Source organism: Nocardia jinanensis (genome assembly GCF_014645735.1).
GTDB classification, from domain to species: Bacteria; Actinomycetota; Actinomycetes; order Mycobacteriales; family Mycobacteriaceae; genus Nocardia; species Nocardia jinanensis.
Genome location: NZ_BMMH01000001.1, coordinates 710424 through 727329, shown reverse-complemented (window position 1 = coordinate 727329; position 16906 = coordinate 710424). Strand labels below are relative to the sequence as shown.

17 protein-coding genes are annotated in these 16906 nt (G+C 69.0%); 8 read left to right on the top strand and 9 right to left on the bottom strand.

From position 1 onward, the window contains the following. Positions 1–121 precede the first annotated feature (121 nt). Positions 122–1219 (bottom strand): YihY/virulence factor BrkB family protein, encoded by a 1098-nt coding sequence (locus IEY68_RS03345; protein WP_189094045.1) that lies wholly within the window; start codon positions 1217–1219, stop codon positions 122–124. 185 nt (positions 1220–1404) lie between these two features. Between IEY68_RS03345 and IEY68_RS03340 the strand changes: the two genes are divergently transcribed. After that, positions 1405–3147 (top strand): DEAD/DEAH box helicase, encoded by a 1743-nt coding sequence (locus IEY68_RS03340; protein WP_189093999.1) that lies wholly within the window; start codon positions 1405–1407, stop codon positions 3145–3147. 68 nt (positions 3148–3215) lie between these two features. On the opposite strand, the gene IEY68_RS03335 is transcribed toward IEY68_RS03340, so the two are convergent. Next, positions 3216–3776: a hypothetical protein gene (locus tag IEY68_RS03335; RefSeq protein ID WP_062996006.1), complete on the bottom strand. Its 561-nt coding sequence runs from the start codon at positions 3774–3776 to the stop codon at positions 3216–3218. Continuing rightward, on the bottom strand, positions 3776–5527 hold the full coding sequence (locus tag IEY68_RS03330) for a DEAD/DEAH box helicase (RefSeq protein WP_062996004.1): 1752 nt from the start codon (positions 5525–5527) through the stop codon (positions 3776–3778). Before IEY68_RS03330 ends, IEY68_RS03335 begins: the two co-directional genes overlap by 1 nt. Before the next feature lie 160 nt (positions 5528–5687). Here IEY68_RS03330 and IEY68_RS35905 point away from each other — a divergent pair, with 160 nt between their 5' ends. Together IEY68_RS35905 and IEY68_RS03325 are read left to right on the top strand one after the other, a co-directional pair. After that, entirely contained in the window at positions 5688–5927 is a 240-nt protein-coding gene (locus IEY68_RS35905; protein ID WP_229718575.1) for a hypothetical protein, read from the top strand. After that, the gene (locus IEY68_RS03325) at positions 5924–6661 is read left to right on the top strand and encodes a TetR/AcrR family transcriptional regulator (RefSeq protein WP_062996003.1); all 738 of its coding nucleotides are present in this window, start codon (positions 5924–5926) and stop codon (positions 6659–6661) included. The genes IEY68_RS35905 and IEY68_RS03325 overlap by 4 nt, the downstream gene beginning before the upstream one ends. A gap of 87 nt (positions 6662–6748) precedes the next feature. On the opposite strand, the gene IEY68_RS03320 is transcribed toward IEY68_RS03325, so the two are convergent. After that, a complete protein-coding gene (locus IEY68_RS03320; RefSeq protein WP_029903635.1) occupies positions 6749–6943 on the bottom strand; it encodes a DUF7455 domain-containing protein in 195 nt (64 codons plus the stop codon). A 269-nt stretch (positions 6944–7212) separates the two neighbouring features. On the opposite strand from IEY68_RS03320, the gene IEY68_RS03315 reads away from it, so the two are divergent. Continuing rightward, entirely contained in the window at positions 7213–7572 is a 360-nt protein-coding gene (locus tag IEY68_RS03315) for a DUF952 domain-containing protein (protein ID WP_062996001.1), read from the top strand. A 22-nt stretch (positions 7573–7594) separates the two neighbouring features. On the opposite strand, the gene IEY68_RS03310 is transcribed toward IEY68_RS03315, so the two are convergent. Next, positions 7595–8257, bottom strand: a complete 663-nt coding sequence (locus IEY68_RS03310) for a response regulator (protein ID WP_062996128.1) — start codon at positions 8255–8257, stop codon at positions 7595–7597. Continuing rightward, the gene (locus IEY68_RS03305) at positions 8254–9474 is read right to left on the bottom strand and encodes a sensor histidine kinase (RefSeq protein WP_062995999.1); all 1221 of its coding nucleotides are present in this window, start codon (positions 9472–9474) and stop codon (positions 8254–8256) included. Before IEY68_RS03305 ends, IEY68_RS03310 begins: the two co-directional genes overlap by 4 nt. A 236-nt stretch (positions 9475–9710) precedes the next feature. On the opposite strand from IEY68_RS03305, the gene IEY68_RS03300 reads away from it, so the two are divergent. Next, positions 9711–11132 carry an ethanolamine ammonia-lyase subunit EutB gene (locus IEY68_RS03300; protein WP_062996126.1) on the top strand — a complete coding sequence of 474 codons (1422 nt, stop codon included), beginning with the start codon at positions 9711–9713 and terminating at the stop codon, positions 11130–11132. Positions 11133–11149: 17 nt separating this feature from the next. Further along, positions 11150–11956 carry an ethanolamine ammonia-lyase subunit EutC gene (eutC, locus tag IEY68_RS03295; protein WP_062996127.1) on the top strand — a complete coding sequence of 269 codons (807 nt, stop codon included), beginning with the start codon at positions 11150–11152 and terminating at the stop codon, positions 11954–11956. Positions 11957–12035: 79 nt separating this feature from the next. On the opposite strand, the gene IEY68_RS03290 is transcribed toward eutC, so the two are convergent. Further along, positions 12036–13421: an RNA polymerase sigma factor gene (locus tag IEY68_RS03290; RefSeq protein ID WP_062995995.1), complete on the bottom strand. Its 1386-nt coding sequence runs from the start codon at positions 13419–13421 to the stop codon at positions 12036–12038. Positions 13422–13589: 168 nt separating this feature from the next. Further along, positions 13590–14348, bottom strand: coding sequence for a polyphosphate--glucose phosphotransferase (ppgK, locus tag IEY68_RS03285; RefSeq protein ID WP_062995993.1), 759 nt, complete (start codon positions 14346–14348; stop codon positions 13590–13592). A gap of 232 nt (positions 14349–14580) precedes the next feature. Here ppgK and IEY68_RS03280 point away from each other — a divergent pair, with 232 nt between their 5' ends. Then, the gene (locus IEY68_RS03280; RefSeq protein WP_062995991.1) at positions 14581–15492 is read left to right on the top strand and encodes an inositol monophosphatase family protein; all 912 of its coding nucleotides are present in this window, start codon (positions 14581–14583) and stop codon (positions 15490–15492) included. A 25-nt stretch (positions 15493–15517) separates the two neighbouring features. Here IEY68_RS03280 and cei read toward each other — a convergent pair whose 3' ends face one another. Continuing rightward, positions 15518–16198, bottom strand: a complete 681-nt coding sequence (cei, locus tag IEY68_RS03275) for an envelope integrity protein Cei (protein WP_062996124.1) — start codon at positions 16196–16198, stop codon at positions 15518–15520. A gap of 392 nt (positions 16199–16590) precedes the next feature. On the opposite strand from cei, the gene IEY68_RS03270 reads away from it, so the two are divergent. Then, complete coding sequence (locus IEY68_RS03270) at positions 16591–16893, top strand: DUF4193 domain-containing protein (RefSeq protein ID WP_062995989.1); 303 nt, start codon at positions 16591–16593, stop codon at positions 16891–16893. The last annotated feature ends 13 nt before the right edge of the window (positions 16894–16906 follow it).

Here is a 16906-nt window from a genome sequence, read left to right as displayed (position 1 = left end):
GGTGACCTCGTGCGGCCGGCCGCCATGCCGCGCGATGTCCGGCCCGGCGGCTCCGGAGCGAGCGCACGAACAAGCGCGTCCAGCCCATGGCGCTCGTCGCGTGCCCGTCTATAGAGGCCGTTCAGTGCGTGATCATCGGGGCGGGTGTTGCGCCGGTGGGGCCTTCCTCGGGCCCGTCATCGCCGCGTCGTGCGCCACGGCGCCGCGGTATCCGGTGTGAGCCGGGATCGGCGGGTTCGGTGTCGCGGCCGGTCTGTGCCGCGTCGCGCCGCCTGGCCAGCCATGTTTTGAACTGCTCCATCCGGGTGGCGCGGGCCGGCCAGAACTCCTGGACCGCGGCGTTGAACTCCGCGCCGAGGATCACCGCGAAGCCCAGGAAGAACGTGAACAGCAGGAAGGCGATCGGGGTGGCGAGTGCGCCGTAGGTGACCCCGGTCCGGGTCACCAGGGCCAGATAGTGGCGCAGGATATCGCTGGCCGCCATGAAGAACACCGCCGCCAGCAGTGCGCCGCAGAACAGCCGGTGATAGGGCAGCGAACTGTGCAGTGCGAGTTTGTACAACGTGGCCAGGCCGATGATGAGCAGCAGGCCCACCGCGGGGTAATAGAAGGTGTCGATCAATCGCAGCCCCGGTTCGAGCCAGGAGTCCGGCAGTATCCGTCCGATCAGCACCGGGCCCAGCGCGACGAGCGGCAGGATGAAGATCGCCGCGATGAGGAACTGGACGTAGAGCAGCAGGGCGAAGATGCGTTGCCAGATCGGATTCCGGGCGTCCTGCTGGCCGTGTGCCTCCACGATCGCGTCGACGAAGGTCGCCATCGCCGATGATCCAGCCCACAGCGAGAGCACGAAACCCACCGAGACGAACGCGGCGCGGCCACGCCCGAGCACATCGCGGATCGTGGGTTCGATCAGATCGGTGACCACACTCGGACTGAACAGATCACGGCTGAACGTGAGGGCTTTCGATTCCACGATCTCCACGGTGTCGGGCCCGAAGACATTGCTCACGTAGCCGAGACCGCCGAGCAGGCCGAACAGCAGCGGTACCAGCGACAGGGTCTGCCAGAAGGCCGCCGCGGCGGCCTTGGCGAAAATCGAGTCGTCCCAGGCTTTGACGGCCACGCGCAGGATCAAGCGGCCTATCTGGGTGAGGGCGCGCCGGACCCACGCGGTCCCCGACGGGTCCGCGCCGGGTTCGCGTCCGTAACTGTGCATGGTCTGTCCAGCATCGCGCACCCGGGGGCCCAGCGATATGGCAGCGGGCAACGTGTCGGGGGTCGACGGGTGAATCGCCGGTTACCGGGTACGGCCCGCGAGCCGCTCGGACCCTGTGTGACACCCGTCGCGACGCCCGCGCCGGTTTGGCGCCACGGCCGCTACGGCCGCTAGTGTTTGTCTCCGTGACCGATCTGAGCGGTGCTATTGCGACGGAGGTTCCGGGCGGATCCCTGCGCGCGTGGCAGCGGCGCGCGCTCACCCGGTACCTGGCGACCAAACCCCGGGATTTCCTCGCTGTCGCGACTCCTGGGGCCGGTAAAACCACCTTCGCGCTGCGGGTTGCCGCGGAACTGCTCGCCGATCGGACGGTCGACCAGGTCACCGTGGTCGCGCCGACCGAACATCTGAAGCATCAGTGGGCCGCGTCCGGGGCGCGTTCCGGGCTGGCGCTGGATTCGAACTTCTCCAACACCACCGGTGGCACCTCGGGCGACTATCACGGCGTGGTCGTCACCTACGCCCAGGTCGCCGCGCATCCGTTCAAGCACCGGGTCCGTACCGAGAACCGGCGCACCCTGGTGATCCTGGACGAGATTCATCATGCGGGCGATTCGAAGAGCTGGGGCGACGCGGTAGCCGAGGCGTTCGGCGACGCCACCCGCCGGCTGGCGCTGACCGGAACCCCGTTCCGCAGCGACGACAGTCAGATTCCGTTCATCACCTACGAGCCGGACGAGGCCGGTCTGCCGCGTTCCCGGGCCGATCACAGCTACGGCTACACCGAGGCACTCACCGACGGGGTCGTGCGGCCCGTGGTCTTCCTCGCCTATTCGGGTGAGGCGCACTGGCGCGACAGCGCGGGCGAGGAGTACACGGCCCGGCTCGGTGAACCGTTGAACGCCGAGCAGACGGCCCGGGCCTGGCGCACTGCCCTGGATCCGGCGGGTGACTGGATCTACGCGGTGCTGCGCGCGGCGGATATGCGGTTGGCGCAGCTGCGCGAGGGCGGAATGCACGATGCCGGCGGTCTGGTGATCGCCTCCGATCAGGAACGGGCCCGCGCCTACGCGGAACTGATCGAGCACCTCACCGGTACCCGGCCGGTGCTGGTGCTCTCCGACGATCCGACCTCCTCGGCCCGGATCGGTGAGTTCGGGGCCGGTACCCAGCCGTGGATGGTCGCGGTGCGTATGGTGTCCGAGGGCGTGGACGTCCCCCGGCTGGCGGTCGGTGTCTACGCCACCAGCGCCTCCACCCCGCTCTATTTCGCTCAGGCCATCGGCCGTTTCGTGCGTGCCCGGCGCCCGGGTGAGACCGCCAGCGTGTTCCTGCCCTCCGTTCCGGTGCTACTCGATCTGGCCGCGCAGCTCGAGGTGCAGCGCGATCATGTCATCGGTAAACCGCACCGGGAGAAGGACGGTCTCGACGACGAGCTGCTGACCGAGGCGAACAAGCAGCAGGACGAACCGGGCGAGGCGGAGAAGGCATTCGTGCCACTGGCGGCCGACGCCGAACTGGACCAGGTGATCTACGACGGGTCTTCGTTCGGTACCGCGACGTTCGCCGGCAGCGCCGAAGAAGCCGACTACCTGGGTATCCCTGGTCTGCTCGATGGCGAGCAGATGCGCGCACTGTTGCGTGAGCGCCAGGCCCGGCAGATCGCCGACCGGTCCAAAGCGGAGCCGGTGGTCCCGGCTCCCGCGGCACCGGCGGCGGGCAATGCCGCCGAACGGGTGGCAACCGCCGAAAAACTGGGCGAATTGCGGCGCGAACTGAACAGCCTGGTCGCGATGCACCACCATCGCACCGGGAAACCGCACGGGGTGATCCACGGTGAGCTGCGGCGCCAGTGCGGTGGCCCGCCGACCGCACTGGCCACCGCCGATCAACTCGGCGAGCGGATTTCGGCGCTGCGCCGGATGTAACCGGCCGCCGCGGCTTCCCCGGCTGGAGCTCGACGGGCACGCGGTCGCTCCACCGTCACCCCTGCGGCTCACACCTCGAAGAACATCGCGGGGTCCAGGGTGTTGAGCGGTATCCAGCGCGGTGTTTCCGGCGCTCCACCGGAATCGCCCGGCGCGGCACCGTGGTCCGGATGATCGAACCCCTGCAGGTCCAGGCTCAGCCGCGGATCCTCGTCGACGCGACGCGCGAGATCGTAGAACGTTGCCAGCACATGGACACAGCGCGCGGTACGCGCACTGCACGAGCAGTCGATCGCCGCGAGCTCCGGCGCCACCGGGATATCCGCGGCGCGGGCCGCCGCATGCATCTCGTCGGTGAGCAGGGTGGGTTCGACGCCGACGATCCCGGTCAATGCCGTGACGGCGGTGCGGGCCAGCGGTGTCAGTTCGATATGGGTGACCGAGGCCTGCCCGCCCCGGTGGATCTGCGCGCGGACGATCCGCCCCTCCGTCACGGCGTGGACTCCGTCGTTGCGGGCGATACTGCGTGCCCGGGGGAGCAGCGGATCGGGGCGGGTCTGCCGGAGTGGCTCGGCCAGCCTGACCCAGTCCATACCCCAGGTGGTGTATCCGAATTCGTTGTCCGCCATCAGTTTCCCCGCTTCCGGCGCAGTACTTCCAGCAACTGTTCGTCGTCGAGCCGGGCCAGATCGGCGATACCGCTACCGTCCGAGAGATCGGTGAGCGCGGATTTGCGGCGCTGCATACTCGCGATATGTTCCTCCACGGTGGTCGCCGAGGTCAGTGTGGTGACGGTGACCGTGCGTGTCTGCCCGATCCGGTGCACTCGATCGGAGGCCTGGGATTCGACGGCGGGATTCCACCACCGATCGAAATGGATCACATCGGCGGCACGGGTGAGGGTGAGTCCGGTCCCCGCCGCGCGCAGACTGAGCACCAGTACCGGCGGCCCGTCGGGGGACTGGAACCGGGTGACGATCTCCGCCCGTTCGGACTGGCTCAGCCCACCGTGGAAGAAGGGCGCCGTGATCGCGAACTGTGCGGCCAGATGCCGCACGAGGAGATCGCCGGTGGCGCGGTACTGGGTGAAGATCAACGTGGGCGCAGCGTTGTCGAGATTGGCGGCGACGATATCGGTGCACAGGTCGAGTTTCCCGGAACGACCGCTCAATTCGCCCCGGTCGCCGTCGACGAGTCCAGGGTGATTGCACACCTGCTTCAGCGCGGTGAGCGCTGCCAGTACCCGGGTCTGCCGCTGTGTGCCGGTGCCGAAACCGTCCGCCACCGCGCGGTCGAGCAACCGATCGTAGAGTTTCTCCTGTTCCGGGGTGAGATCGCACAGTAGATCGTTGTGGATCTTGGCCGGTAGCGCGGCGGCGACCTCAGCCTTGCGCCGGGCGAGCAGGACCGGTTCGATCGCGTCCTGCAGCCGAGCGGCCGCGGTGGCAGACCCCTGCTCGATGGGTTTGACGAAGCGGCGGCGGAACTGGGCGCGATGTCCGAACAGCCTGGGCGCCACCAGGTGCAGGAGCGCCCACAGCTCCTCCAGATGGTTCTCCACCGGGGTCCCGGTCAGCGCGACGACGGCCGCGGCATCGAGCGCCCGGGCTGCCTTCGACACCTGTGTCCGCGGATTCTTCAGCGCCTGTGCCTCGTCGAACACCACCGTCGCCCATTCGTTTCCGGTGATCCGGTGGCCGTGCAATCGCAGTACGGGGTACCCCGTGACGATGACATCACCGGCCGCGGTGGTGATATCGCCACCGCGCCAGGCCATCGGCCGCAGCCCGGGTGCGAAGCGGGCGATTTCGTGTACCCAGTTGCCCACCAGCGAGGTCGGGCAGACCACGAGTTGCGCGCCGAGCGCGGCCCGGCCCAGCAGCAGGCCGATCGCCTGCACGGTTTTGCCGAGACCCATCTCGTCGGCGAGGATCGCCCCGCCGTGGCGGGTGACGGTCTCGCGCAGCCAGCCGATCCCACGTGCCTGATAGGGCCGCAGTTCGGCGTGCAGTTCGCCGCGCAGGCTGCCGGCGACGGCCGCGGTGTCGTGGAGGGCCGACAAGGCGTGGTCGCGGGTGAGTACCGCGGTCCCCTGGGCGTTGGGAAACGCGTGTCCAGCGAGGGGGATGTCCGCCTGTTCCCCGGCCAGGATCGCCTGCCAGGCGCGGGTGGAGACGCCCGGATCGGCCGGGACGAGTCCGGCGAAACCGGTGGGGTCCACCAGTGCGCAGTCGACCTGGGCCACTTCCAGGGTGATACTTCCCGCGCGGGCCTGCGCCCGGGTTCCGCCGGGTACAACGAGTGCGAGGGTCGCGGCTTCGCCGATTGTCTCGGGTGCCGGGCCGGGTTCGCGGCCGGTCCAGGTCCACAGGGCGAACATATGGCGGTCGGGCAGATAGGTGGTCTCGATGGTCGGCAGCGTGCACCCCTATGATCAACGTATGGCGTACGGAGTATTAGGCCAACGCGCACAGTACCGGATTTGTTCCGGTACGGTCCGATCGGTTCACAGGTGGTCTCTGGAGCGGTGAAAGGAAACGATGATCAGCGACAGCGTCTCGGCCCCGCCACTCGGCGGCCGAGGCGGAGCGCATCCCCGAAGTCCGGGCGCGGCCCGCGTACTGCCCGGCTCGATCTCTCACGTCCGCGTCGGCTCCCTCCCCACCGGGGCCCCCGAGCGCATCGCCGTCGAACAGCGCGCCGTCGCCGAATACCCCGCGACCCGGCATGCGGGCTCTATGGGACCCGCGCAGTCCGAGCCCTCTCGGGGGCGGCTGTGACCCCCGCCACCGATCCCGCCCGTGCCCTGCTCGAACTACTGTGGCGGCACGAACTGCCGCCCCGGCGTGGGGGACGCGGTCCCCGGCAGACCGTGAGCGTCGACGAGGTGGTGGCGGCGGCGATCGGCCTCGCCGACCGGGACGGCTACGACAAGGTCTCCGTCCGTACGGTCGCGGCGGAACTGGGGCTGCGGCCGATGAGTCTGTACACCTATGTACCGAGCAAGGACGCGCTCACCACTCTGATGGTCGACGCGGTCGCGCTCGACGACCCCCCGATCCCCGCCGAACTCCCGGTCCGTGACCGGCTGATGGCGATCGCGCGGCAGGTCCGGGACGAGTACCTGGCCCATCCGTGGCTGTTCGAAGTACCTGCCTGGCGGATGGTGCTGGGACCCGGGCGGATGCGGCGCTACGAGCGGCACCTGGCGGCGGTGGACGGGGCCGGCCTGGACGATGTGGAAATGGACCGGGTGATCTCGGTGCTGTCGCAGTTCGCGACCGGTAACGCCCGGACCGCGCTCGCCGCGGCGCGCAGCGCACGGGAACAGTCCGACGCCGACTGGTGGGAGGCTCACGGCCCGGTGCTCACGCAGGTCATGCCCACCACCGACTTCCCGCTGTCCTCCCGGGTGGGTGCGGCCGTCGGCGAGCTATACCAGGCGCCGGGCGACCCGGCCGGTGATTTCGATTACGGTTTGCGGCGGTTGATCGACGGCATCCTGCCCGCGTGAACGCCCGTGGCGGGCGACCGGAATGGTCGCCCGCCACGGAAGCGGTGTTCTGTTGTTCGATGCTGTTGTGTCGGACGCGAGGACGGGTCAGAGTGCGGGAGCGGATTCCGTATCGATCACGGCTTCGAGTTCGCGCAGTCGGTCCATATGTTCGTTCGCGTGATGCTGGCAGAAGAGCAACTCGCCACCTGCGGGCAGAACGGCACGCACACGCGCCGCCGCCCCGCAGCGATCGCAGCGATCGACCGCGGTCAGTGGGGTGCTTGTCAGGGTTCCTGGCATGACTCCTCCGTCCTGGCTTCCGGCACAATACCGTTCACCTGGTGTGAGGCCCGTGGTCACTCCGCGGGCTCGCTTCCGCTACTTCCCAGCAGTGGTGTAACTACTCTGTCAGACGTTCGGGGCATCGGCTTTGTTCCCACTGGGGAACCACTGTGTTTTCCCTAACACGACCAGCGGTTTCCGCCTGTGGCGAACACCGCGGGGCGGGTGATGAAAACGTAGTGCCGCTGCTCCGTACCGACTGTCGAGTTGTGTATCGGAGGTTACCCGTGCCCTGTGACACTCACACCCTTGTTCACCTCTGCACTCCCGGTGAGTGGACACTCGCCCGGGAACGAGGTGCGCATCGGCCCGATTCGCTGCGCTCGGAGGGGTTCGTCCACCTCTCCGCGCCGCAGCAGGTCCACCTACCCGCGAACAGGCTTTTCGCAGGTCGGCGTGATCTGCTGTTGCTCCGGCTGGACCCGGACCTGCTCGCGGCGCCGGTGCGCTGGGAACCGGGGGCGCCCAGTGACGATCCGGCGTTGCGTTTCCCGCATCTGTACGGTCCGCTGCCCGTCGAGTCCGTGGTCGGTGTCGACAGCTATCTGCCGGGTTCCGACGGGGTCTTCGCGCCGCTGGCCGGCTGACCCGGAGATCCGGCCGGCCCGGCTACCGGTGCCCGGTGGCGCCGTCGCCGAGTTCGCGCGCCAGGATCGCGGCCTGTACACGCGAGCGCATCCCCAGTTTGGTGAGAACACGTGAGACATGTGTTTTCACGGTGGTCTCGCCGATGAACAGCCGCGCCGCGATCTGGGCGTTGGACAGCCCCGCGCCCAGGCAATCGAACACCTCCTTCTCCCTCCCGGTGAGCTCGGCCATACCCGGGGGCGGCTCGGGCATCCGCTCGGACGGTGTTCCGGCGAAGGCCTCGATCACCGCGCGGGTGACCTCCGGCGCCAGGACCCCCTCGCCCGCGGCGACCGCCCGGACCGCATCCACGAGCGCGGGCCCGGAGACGGACTTCAGCACGAAACCCGAGGCGCCCGCGCGCAGACTGCGGAACACGTACTCGTCCAGATCGAAAGTGGTGAGGACGAGCACCCGGGCCAGCCCCTCCCCGATGACCCGGGTGGTCGCGGTGATGCCGTCCACTCCGGGCATCCGCACGTCCATCAGCACCACATCCGGTCGTAACGCGCGAGCCTGGGTCACCGCGACTTCACCGTCGGCGGCCTCACCGACGACCTCGATATCGCCGGCCGCGTCCAGAATCATGCGCAGACCGGCGCGGATCGCGGCATGGTCGTCGGCGATGAGCACCCGGACCGTCACCGCGGACCACCCGCGGTCTCGGGTACCGCCGCCAGCGGCAGCCGGGCCCGCACCCACCAGGCGCCGGTTTCCGGGCCCGCTCGCAACGTCCCGCCCAGCGCGGCCGCGCGTTCGCGCATATTCGTCAGCCCGCGCCGGTCGGCAACGGCCGAGCCGGGCCCCGCCACCGGTGGTGTTCCGGCGGTCAGGGTGTTGCGTATCGTCACTACCAATGCCGTGGAGTCGGCGTGCACGTCGATATCCACCTCCTGTCCGGGTGCGTGTTTCATCACATTGGTCACCGCTTCCTGAACGATCCGGTAAGCAGCCTGGTCGACCGCGCCGGCCGGAACGGTCTCGCCCAGGTCCACCCGGACCCGTACCGGCATTCCTGCCTGCCGGGCAGCCGACACCAGCCCCGGTAACTGGGCGAGCCGCCCGGGCGCGGTGGTCTGGTCGGCGTCGTCGTCGCGGCGCAGCAGACCGATCATCGTCCGCATCTCCCGTAGTGCTTCGACGCTGTTGGTGCGGATGGACCCCAGCACTCCGGCCAGCCGCGGGTCGGCGCCGGTGCCGTCGAGAGTGCCCAGCGCCGCTTCGGATTGCAGGGCGATCGCCGACAGATGCCCGGCGATCACATCGTGCAGATCGCGGGCCATGGCCTTGCGTTCGTCGTCCACCGCCGCCTGCCGGTCCAGTTCGGCGACCAGAGATTGAGCGCGGGCACGGGCCCGCTCGGCGTCGGCGGTCTCCTTGTGCGCGCGCACGGTCAGGCCCCACCACAGCGAAGTCCCGACGAAGGCCGCCGCCAGTACCAGCGCCAGCGACATCAGATGCCAGTCGCCGGTGATCGCCAGCACCACGCCCGCCGCGGTCGCCGAGAGCGTCAGCCAGGCGACCACCGCACCTTGCATCTGGCGGCGGGTGCCGTACACCACCGCGGCGTAGATGAGGTCGGTGTAGACCAGCCAGATCGGCAGTGTCGGGCCGAGCGAGAGATCCGATGCCAGCGGTATCAGGCCGAGCAACATGGCCGTGATCGGCGCCCGGCGCCGGACCAGCAGGACCGAACTCGCCAGCGCGAGGATCACCAGCCGCGGCCACAGCGGGCCGGCCTGCGTCTCGGCGGCGAACATCATGTGGAAACCGGCCAGATACAGGAGCACGCCGAACAGGAACCAGCCGCCCGCGACGACGACGTCACGTGCCGTCGCCGATAACGCCGACCACCGTCCCATCCGTTCATCTCAGCACACCCATTCGCGGCCCGGATCCATCGAAGGGATGAGCACGGTGCCGGTCCGGATCGCCGCGCCGCCGGGCACCGAGGCCCGCCGGCCACCGCGCTGTCCGGCGCGTGAATCCACCGGCGGCGGTAATCTTCGGATGCACGGTGTATTTCGGCCGCCACGCGACCGGTCCGGTGGCCGCCACCGGCCCGGCGGCCACGGCGGCCCGGACGGACGGGATCCGGATGAAGGTCTACACCCAGCGACTCGGCGGTACGAACCATCACTTCCACGGCCTCGTGGACGTACTGGCCAAGGCCACGCCCCGGCGCAGCGGAGACGAACTGGCGGGCTGTGCCGCGAACACCGACGCCGAGCGGGCGGCCGCGCAATGGGTGCTGGCCGATATACCGCTGACGGAGTTCCTCGACGAGCCCGTGGTTCCCTACGAAACCGACGAGGTCACCCGGCTGATCCTGGATACCCACGACCGCGCGGCATTCGCCCCGATCGCCACGCTCACCGTCGGAGGCCTGCGGGATCGGCTACTCGGTGTCGCCGCCGGTGAGGGGACCGCCGATCCGGCCGCCACGCTGCACGATCTAGCGCCCGGATTGACCCCGGAAATGGTCGCCGCGGTCAGCAAGATCATGCGCAACCAGGACCTGATCGCCGTAGCGCACGCCGCCCGGGTGGGTTCGGCCTTCCGGACCACCATCGGTGTCCCGGGCACGCTGGCCACCCGGTTACAGCCCAACCACCCCACCGACGACCCCGAAGGTATCGCCGCCGCGGTTCTCGACGGCCTACTGCTCGGCTGCGGGGATGCCGTTATCGGCGTCAACCCGGCCACCGACTCCCCCCGCGCCGCGGCCGAGCTGCTCGAGCTGCTCGACGATATCCGCACCCGCTTCGATATCCCGGCCCAGTCGTGCGTGCTGGCCCATCTCACCACCACCATCGATCTGATCTCGGCCGGGGCGCCGGTGGATCTGGTGTTCCAGTCCGTCGCCGGAACGCAGGCGGCCAACACCGCGTTCGGGGTGGATCTGGCGCTGTTACGCGAGGCGAACGAGGCCGGGCGGTCCCTGCGCCGCGGCACCGTCGGCGACAACGTGATGTACCTGGAGACCGGCCAGGGCTCGGCGCTGTCGGCCGGCGCGCACCTCGGAACGGACGGGAAACCGGTTGATCAGCAGACCCTCGAGGCCCGCGCCTACGGCGTCGCCCGGGAGCTGCGCCCGCTGCTGGTGAACACCGTGGTCGGGTTCATCGGACCGGAGTACCTGTACGACGGGAAACAGATCGTGCGGGCGGGTCTGGAGGATCATTTCTGTGGCAAACTGCTGGGCCTGCCGATGGGGGTCGACGTCTGCTACACCAATCACGCCGAGGCCGACCAGGACGATATGGACACCCTGCTCACCCTGCTCGGGGCCGCCGGATGTGCTTTCGTCATCGCGGTTCCCGGCGCCGATGATGTGATGCTCGGCTACCAGAGCCTGAGTTTTCACGACGCGCTCTACGCCCGCCGGGTGCTGGGCCTGCGGCCGGCCCCGGAGTTCGCGCAATGGCTGGACCGGCTGGGGATGCTGGACGAGACGGGCCGGATCCTGCCGGTGGCGCCGGCCGCCTCACCGCTGCGCGCGCTGACAGCGGGCCGATGACCGCCGACGGAGGGCCGATGGACGACGAACAGACCCAGGCGTTCTGGACCGGACTGCGGTCGTTCACCCAGGCCCGGATCGGCCTGGGCCGGGCGGGTGACGCATTGCCCACCCGCCGGGTCCTGGAATTCGCCGCCGCGCATGCCGCCGCTCGCGACGCGGTGCACACACCGCTGGATGTACCGGTGCTGAGTGCGCGGCTGGCCGAACTCGGTATCGGCGAACCGATGCATATCGCCAGCCGGGCACGGGACCGTGCCGAATACCTGCGCCGCCCCGATCTGGGCCGTCTCCCGGCCGGTGAACCCGGTACGGGGAGCGGGAGCTCGGAACAGGCGTTGCCGCACTCCGGCGCCGAGATCGGCCTGGTCCTCGCCGACGGCCTGTCCGCCCGGGCGCTCGCCGAACACGGCCCGCCCACCGTCGCGGCACTCCTGGAGGTGCTGCGCCCGCGCTGTTCGATAGCGCCACCGGTGGTGGCCACGCAGGCGCGGGTGGCGCTCGGCGACCATATAGGTGCGGCGCTGGGGGTTTCGACGGTACTGGTGCTGATCGGGGAACGCCCCGGCCTCTCGGTGGCCGACAGCCTCGGCGTCTATCTGACCCACCTGCCGCGTCCCGGCCGCACCGACGCCGACCGCAACTGCGTCTCGAATATCCACCCGCCCGAGGGACTGGGCTACCGCCGGGCGGCCGAGGTGATCGCCACCCTGGTGGCCGGAGCCCTCCTGCTCGGTCGCTCCGGCGTCGGCCTGAAGGACACCTCCCGGGATGCGATGCTCACGGGACCTTCCGGTGAGTTACCGGAGAACGAAACGGGATAGACGCGCGACAACCCCTGGGCACCGCCGGGAACCGATGGTTCCGGATGTGCTCAGGGGCTGTCGCGTACGCTGCCGGAACTCAGTCCAGGTAGTCGCGCAGGACCTGCGACCGGCTGGGGTGCCGGAGTTTGCTCATGGTCTTGGATTCGATCTGCCGGATCCGCTCACGGGTGACCCCGTAGACCTGGCCGATCTCGTCCAGGGTGCGCGGCTGTCCGTCGGTGAGACCGAACCGCAGTCGCACCACACCCGCCTCGCGTTCGGACAGGGTCTCCAGCACCGACTGCAGCTGATCCTGCAGCAGGGTGAAGCTGACCGCGTCCACCGCGACCACGGCCTCGGAATCCTCGATGAAATCACCGAGCTGGCTGTCGCCCTCGTCGCCGATGGTCTGATCCAGCGAAATGGGCTCCCGGGCGTACTGCTGGATCTCCAGCACCTTCTCCGGGGTGATATCCATTTCCTTGGCCAGTTCCTCCGGAGTGGGCTCACGGCCCAGATCCTGGAGCAGCTCGCGCTGGATACGCCCGAGCTTGTTGATGACCTCCACCATGTGCACCGGGATACGGATGGTGCGGGCCTGGTCGGCCATGGCGCGGGTGATGGCCTGCCGGATCCACCAGGTGGCGTAGGTGGAGAACTTGTAGCCCTTGGTGTAGTCGAACTTCTCGACCGCGCGGATCAGGCCCAGGTTGCCCTCCTGGATGAGATCCAGGAACGCCATACCGCGGCCGGTGTAGCGCTTGGCCAGCGAGACCACCAGGCGCAGGTTCGCCTCGAGCAGATGGTTCTTGGCGCGGTTGCCGTCGCGGATGATCCAGTTGAAATCGCGGCGCGTGGCTACGGGGAGCTTCTCCCCGGCCTCGGTGAACTCACGCATCTTCTCCGCGGCGTAGAGCCCGGCCTCGATCCGTTTGGCGAGTTCGACCTCCTCCTCGGCGTTGAGCAGTGCGACCTTGCCGATCTGCTTGAGGTAGGCACGCACCGAGTCGGCGGAGGCGGTGAGTTCGGCGTCCTTACGCGCTTGGCGCAGGGCCTCGGACTCCTCCTCGTCCCAGACGAAATCGCCGGAGGCCTTGTCCGCCGCGGTGGGTTCGGAGGTGCCGTCCCCGGCCGCCTCGCCCTCGGTTTCCTCCTCGGCGACCACGGCTACGAGATCATCGCCCTCCTCGGTGAGATCGTCCTCGGAGACCTCCAGGTCACCGAGATCGGCCTCCTCCAGCGAATCGTCTTCGATCTGCTCCTCGCCGGTGCCCGGGGCGCCCGCGCTCCCGGCCTTCTTGGCCGGAGCTTTCTTGGCGGCTCCCTTCTTGGCGGCGGCCTTCTTGGCCGGCGCCTTCTTGGCGGCGGCCTTTTTCGCCGGGGCCTTTTTGGCCACGGCCTTGCGAGCCGGGCGTGCCGCGGGAACTTCCGTGGCCTCGGCGTCGGCCGATTCGGCTGTCTGACGGGTATTCGTGGCTACCACGTACGCCCTTTCGTGACGGTCTCGTGCGGCGTCACGCCAGAGTAGTATTCCGGCGGAGCGGTCTGTCGGGTTTACCGGCTAAAACGCCGGTCGGGGGTCCGGCTTACCGCCGGGTGCTTCCATTGTAACGATCCGACCAGTGTGCACTGGCCTGTGCCGTGGACAACCTCAGGGGGTGATCCCGGCATCGACAGCCATGGCCGCGCCGACGATACCCGCTGTGTTCCTCAGGTTCGCGGGGACCACGCGGGTGCGGTTGGTCAGCAGGGGAATCCACTGGTCGGCGTCGCGGCTGATCCCGCCGCCGGCCACGAACACCGTCGGCCAGAACAGATCCTCCAAACCGCTCAGCACCGTGCTGACCCGGGCGGCCCATTCGGGGTAGCCGAGGTTCTCCCGCTCCTTGACCGAAGCCGCGGCCCGATGCTCGGTTTCCATACCACCGATCTCGAGATGCCCGAGTTCGGTGTTCGGGACGAGGGTGCCGTTGATGAGCAGGGCGGAACCGATTCCGGTACCGAAGGTCAGCAGGAGTACCAGGCCGTCGATATCACGGGCCGCGCCGTAGCGGTCCTCGGCCAGCCCCGCGGCATCGGCGTCGTTGAGCACGGTCACCTCGCGACCACCGAGTGCCGTCGCGAACAGCGCCCGGGCGTCGGTGCCGATCCAGGCCTTGTCGACGTTGGCGGCGGTGTGCGCGACACCGTCGAGGACGACACACGGCAGGGTGAGACCCACCGGCCCGTCCCAATCCGCGGTCTCGATCAACTCGGCCACGGCCGCCGTCACCGCGCCGGGGGTGGACGGATGCGGGGTCGCGATCTTGATGCGATCGTGCACGAGCTCCCCGGTGTCCAGATCGACCGTAGCGCCCTTGACGCCGCTACCGCCGATATCGATACCGAACGCGTGCCGTCGAACGGACATGCGGGTTCCCTCGTTCCCTGTGCTGGGCTGATGTGGTCGTGCGCCGCTGGCTGATGGGTCGTGCGCACCACCGGTTTTCGTGTGGCTCGGGCCGCGCGCGAGGAACTCCGGACGGCGTCGGCCGGCCACACGCGTCGCGCTGCCTCCTCCGGAGCCGCGGTCGGCCGGTGTGGTGTGCACGACAAGACTAATGTGCGTGCCCGAATGCCCCGACCGCAGGATCTGTGCTGCGATGGAAGGCGTGCCGGAATCGAATTGGTCTCTCACCGCTGCCACCGAACCCGCCCCCGCCGATGCGCACGTGCTGCGCCGGATAGCCACCCATCTGGCCGGTGTCGCCGCCGCGCACGTACGGGCCCGCCGTCCCGAAGTCTTCGCCTCCGCCGCTGCCACCCGGGCCGCGGTCCGCACCAAGAGCACGCCCACTGATCCGGTGACCGTCGTCGATACCGAGACCGAACAGCTGATCCGCGACGAGTTGGCGCGGTTGCGTCCCGGTGATCACATCCTCGGCGAGGAAGGCGGCGGCGATCCGGCCGCGGCGGCCGACGACGAGGTGATCTGGGTGGTGGACCCGATCGACGGCACCGTGAACTTCCTCTACGGGATCCCGGCGTACGCGGTATCGGTGGCCGCGGTGCGTGGTGGCCGGCCGGTCGCCGGCGCTGTCGCCGATATCGCCGCGTCGACGGTCTACACCGCGGCGTCCGGGGCGGGCGCGCTGCGGATCGGGCCTGGTGGTACCGATACGCCGCTGCGTTGCAACCCGGTGCGTTCTACGCAGCTGGCGCTGGTCGCCACAGGTTTCGCCTACGGAGTGCCACGACGGACCCGGCAGGCGGCCTGCATCGCCGAACTGCTCCCGCATGTGCGCGATATCCGCCGGATCGGGGCGGCCGCGCTGGACCTGTGCATGGTCGCCGAGGGGCGGGTGGACGCGCACTACGAACACGGCCTGAACCCGTGGGACTGGGCGGCCGGCGCGCTGATCGCGGCCGAGGCCGGTGCGGTGCTGCGGTTGCCGCCGATGCCGACGACCGGCGCCGAGGGGGCGCTCGTGGCGGCCGCGGCACCCGGTATCGGGGACGAACTGTTCGCACTGCTCGACCGGCTGGGTGTCTCGGCCCCGATCCCGGAACCCTGACCGCCCCGCACGGGGCGCCCGGCGGTCAGCAGCGAGCGGTCCGGGCGGCTTCGAGCATATCCGGGTCGATCGCGGGACTTTCCCCGCTGACCGGGTTCTTCAGCAACCGCAGCACCTCTTCGGCGTCGTTGTTCGGCTGGAGGTCACCACCGAACAGAGACCCGAGCACCAGATCTACGGTTTCGTCGGACCGTTTGTCCTCGACCAGCTCGGCGCAGGGGACGGCGAGCTGTACCGCCGCCGCGATCGGGCGACCGTTCTCACCGAACCGGATCTGCCCCGTGCACTCCAGGTCGCCGTTGGCGTATACCGGATCGTTACCGTAAGGATCGCCGGGCGGGCTGCCGAAACCCAGATCACCGAGCTGTGCGGCGACATGCGCGGCCTGGCCGCGCTGTCCGTTGGCGTTCAGGACACGCACCTTCGTGCCCCCCATCGGCGCGGGCTCCACATCCTCGAGGCGGCTCGCCCCGACCCGCTGGCCGGGCAGCGGCTGCGGTCCGGCTTTGGGATCGGTGGCGGGGGTCGGCGAACTGCACGCCATCGGCGTGTGGTCGTCGTCGTTGGTGGTGAGCGCCTTGATCCACAGACCTGCGCAAACAACCGTGAGCGCGACGACGAGTATCAGCCACGGCCGGGGCCGTCGACGCGGGTATGGACGGCCTTTGGTATCCGTCGGACTGCCTTCGGTGATCAGTGAAACCACGTCGATACTGTACGTACCCACAACCGTGCGCCGCGCATTACCCGGGCCGCTCCGGGCGCGTTACCGGGGCCGGTCACGGCACGCTCCGGGCCGCATATCGATTGCCCAGCGGTTTCGACACGGCTGGGTTTCGATTACGACATTTTCCGCGCCGTCCGCTATTGTCTGGCCGCCCAGACCGAAATATCCATGAGTAAATCAGCGTTCGGTCGTGGGAACAAGCAGGGCAACTCATGCGTTGTCCGGACGCTATCGGAGATGAGTCCGTCGGATTCGCCCTGATAGAGGACCGGTGCGGGTGTGAAGTGCACCACCGGCGGGGCGGCGGGCGCGGTCGAGAAGACAGCGTGCGCCGATCCGGATATACGGAGTAAGGACGAGGGGAAGACGACATGGCAACCGACTATGACGCACCGAGGCGCACCGAATCCGACGAGGTGTCGGAGGATTCGCTGGAGGAGCTGAAGGCTCGTCGCAACGAGGCTCAGTCCGCCGTCGTGGATGTCGACGAATCCGATACCGCGGAGTCGTTCGAGCTCCCCGGCGCGGACCTGTCCGAGGAAGTGCTGACGGTTCGGGTGATCCCGAAACAGGCCGACGAGTTCACCTGCTCGAGCTGTTTCCTGGTACATCACCGCAGCCGACTGGCCAGCGAGAGCGGCGGTCAGCTCATCTGCATGGATTGCGCGGCCTGAGCGGCACCAGAGG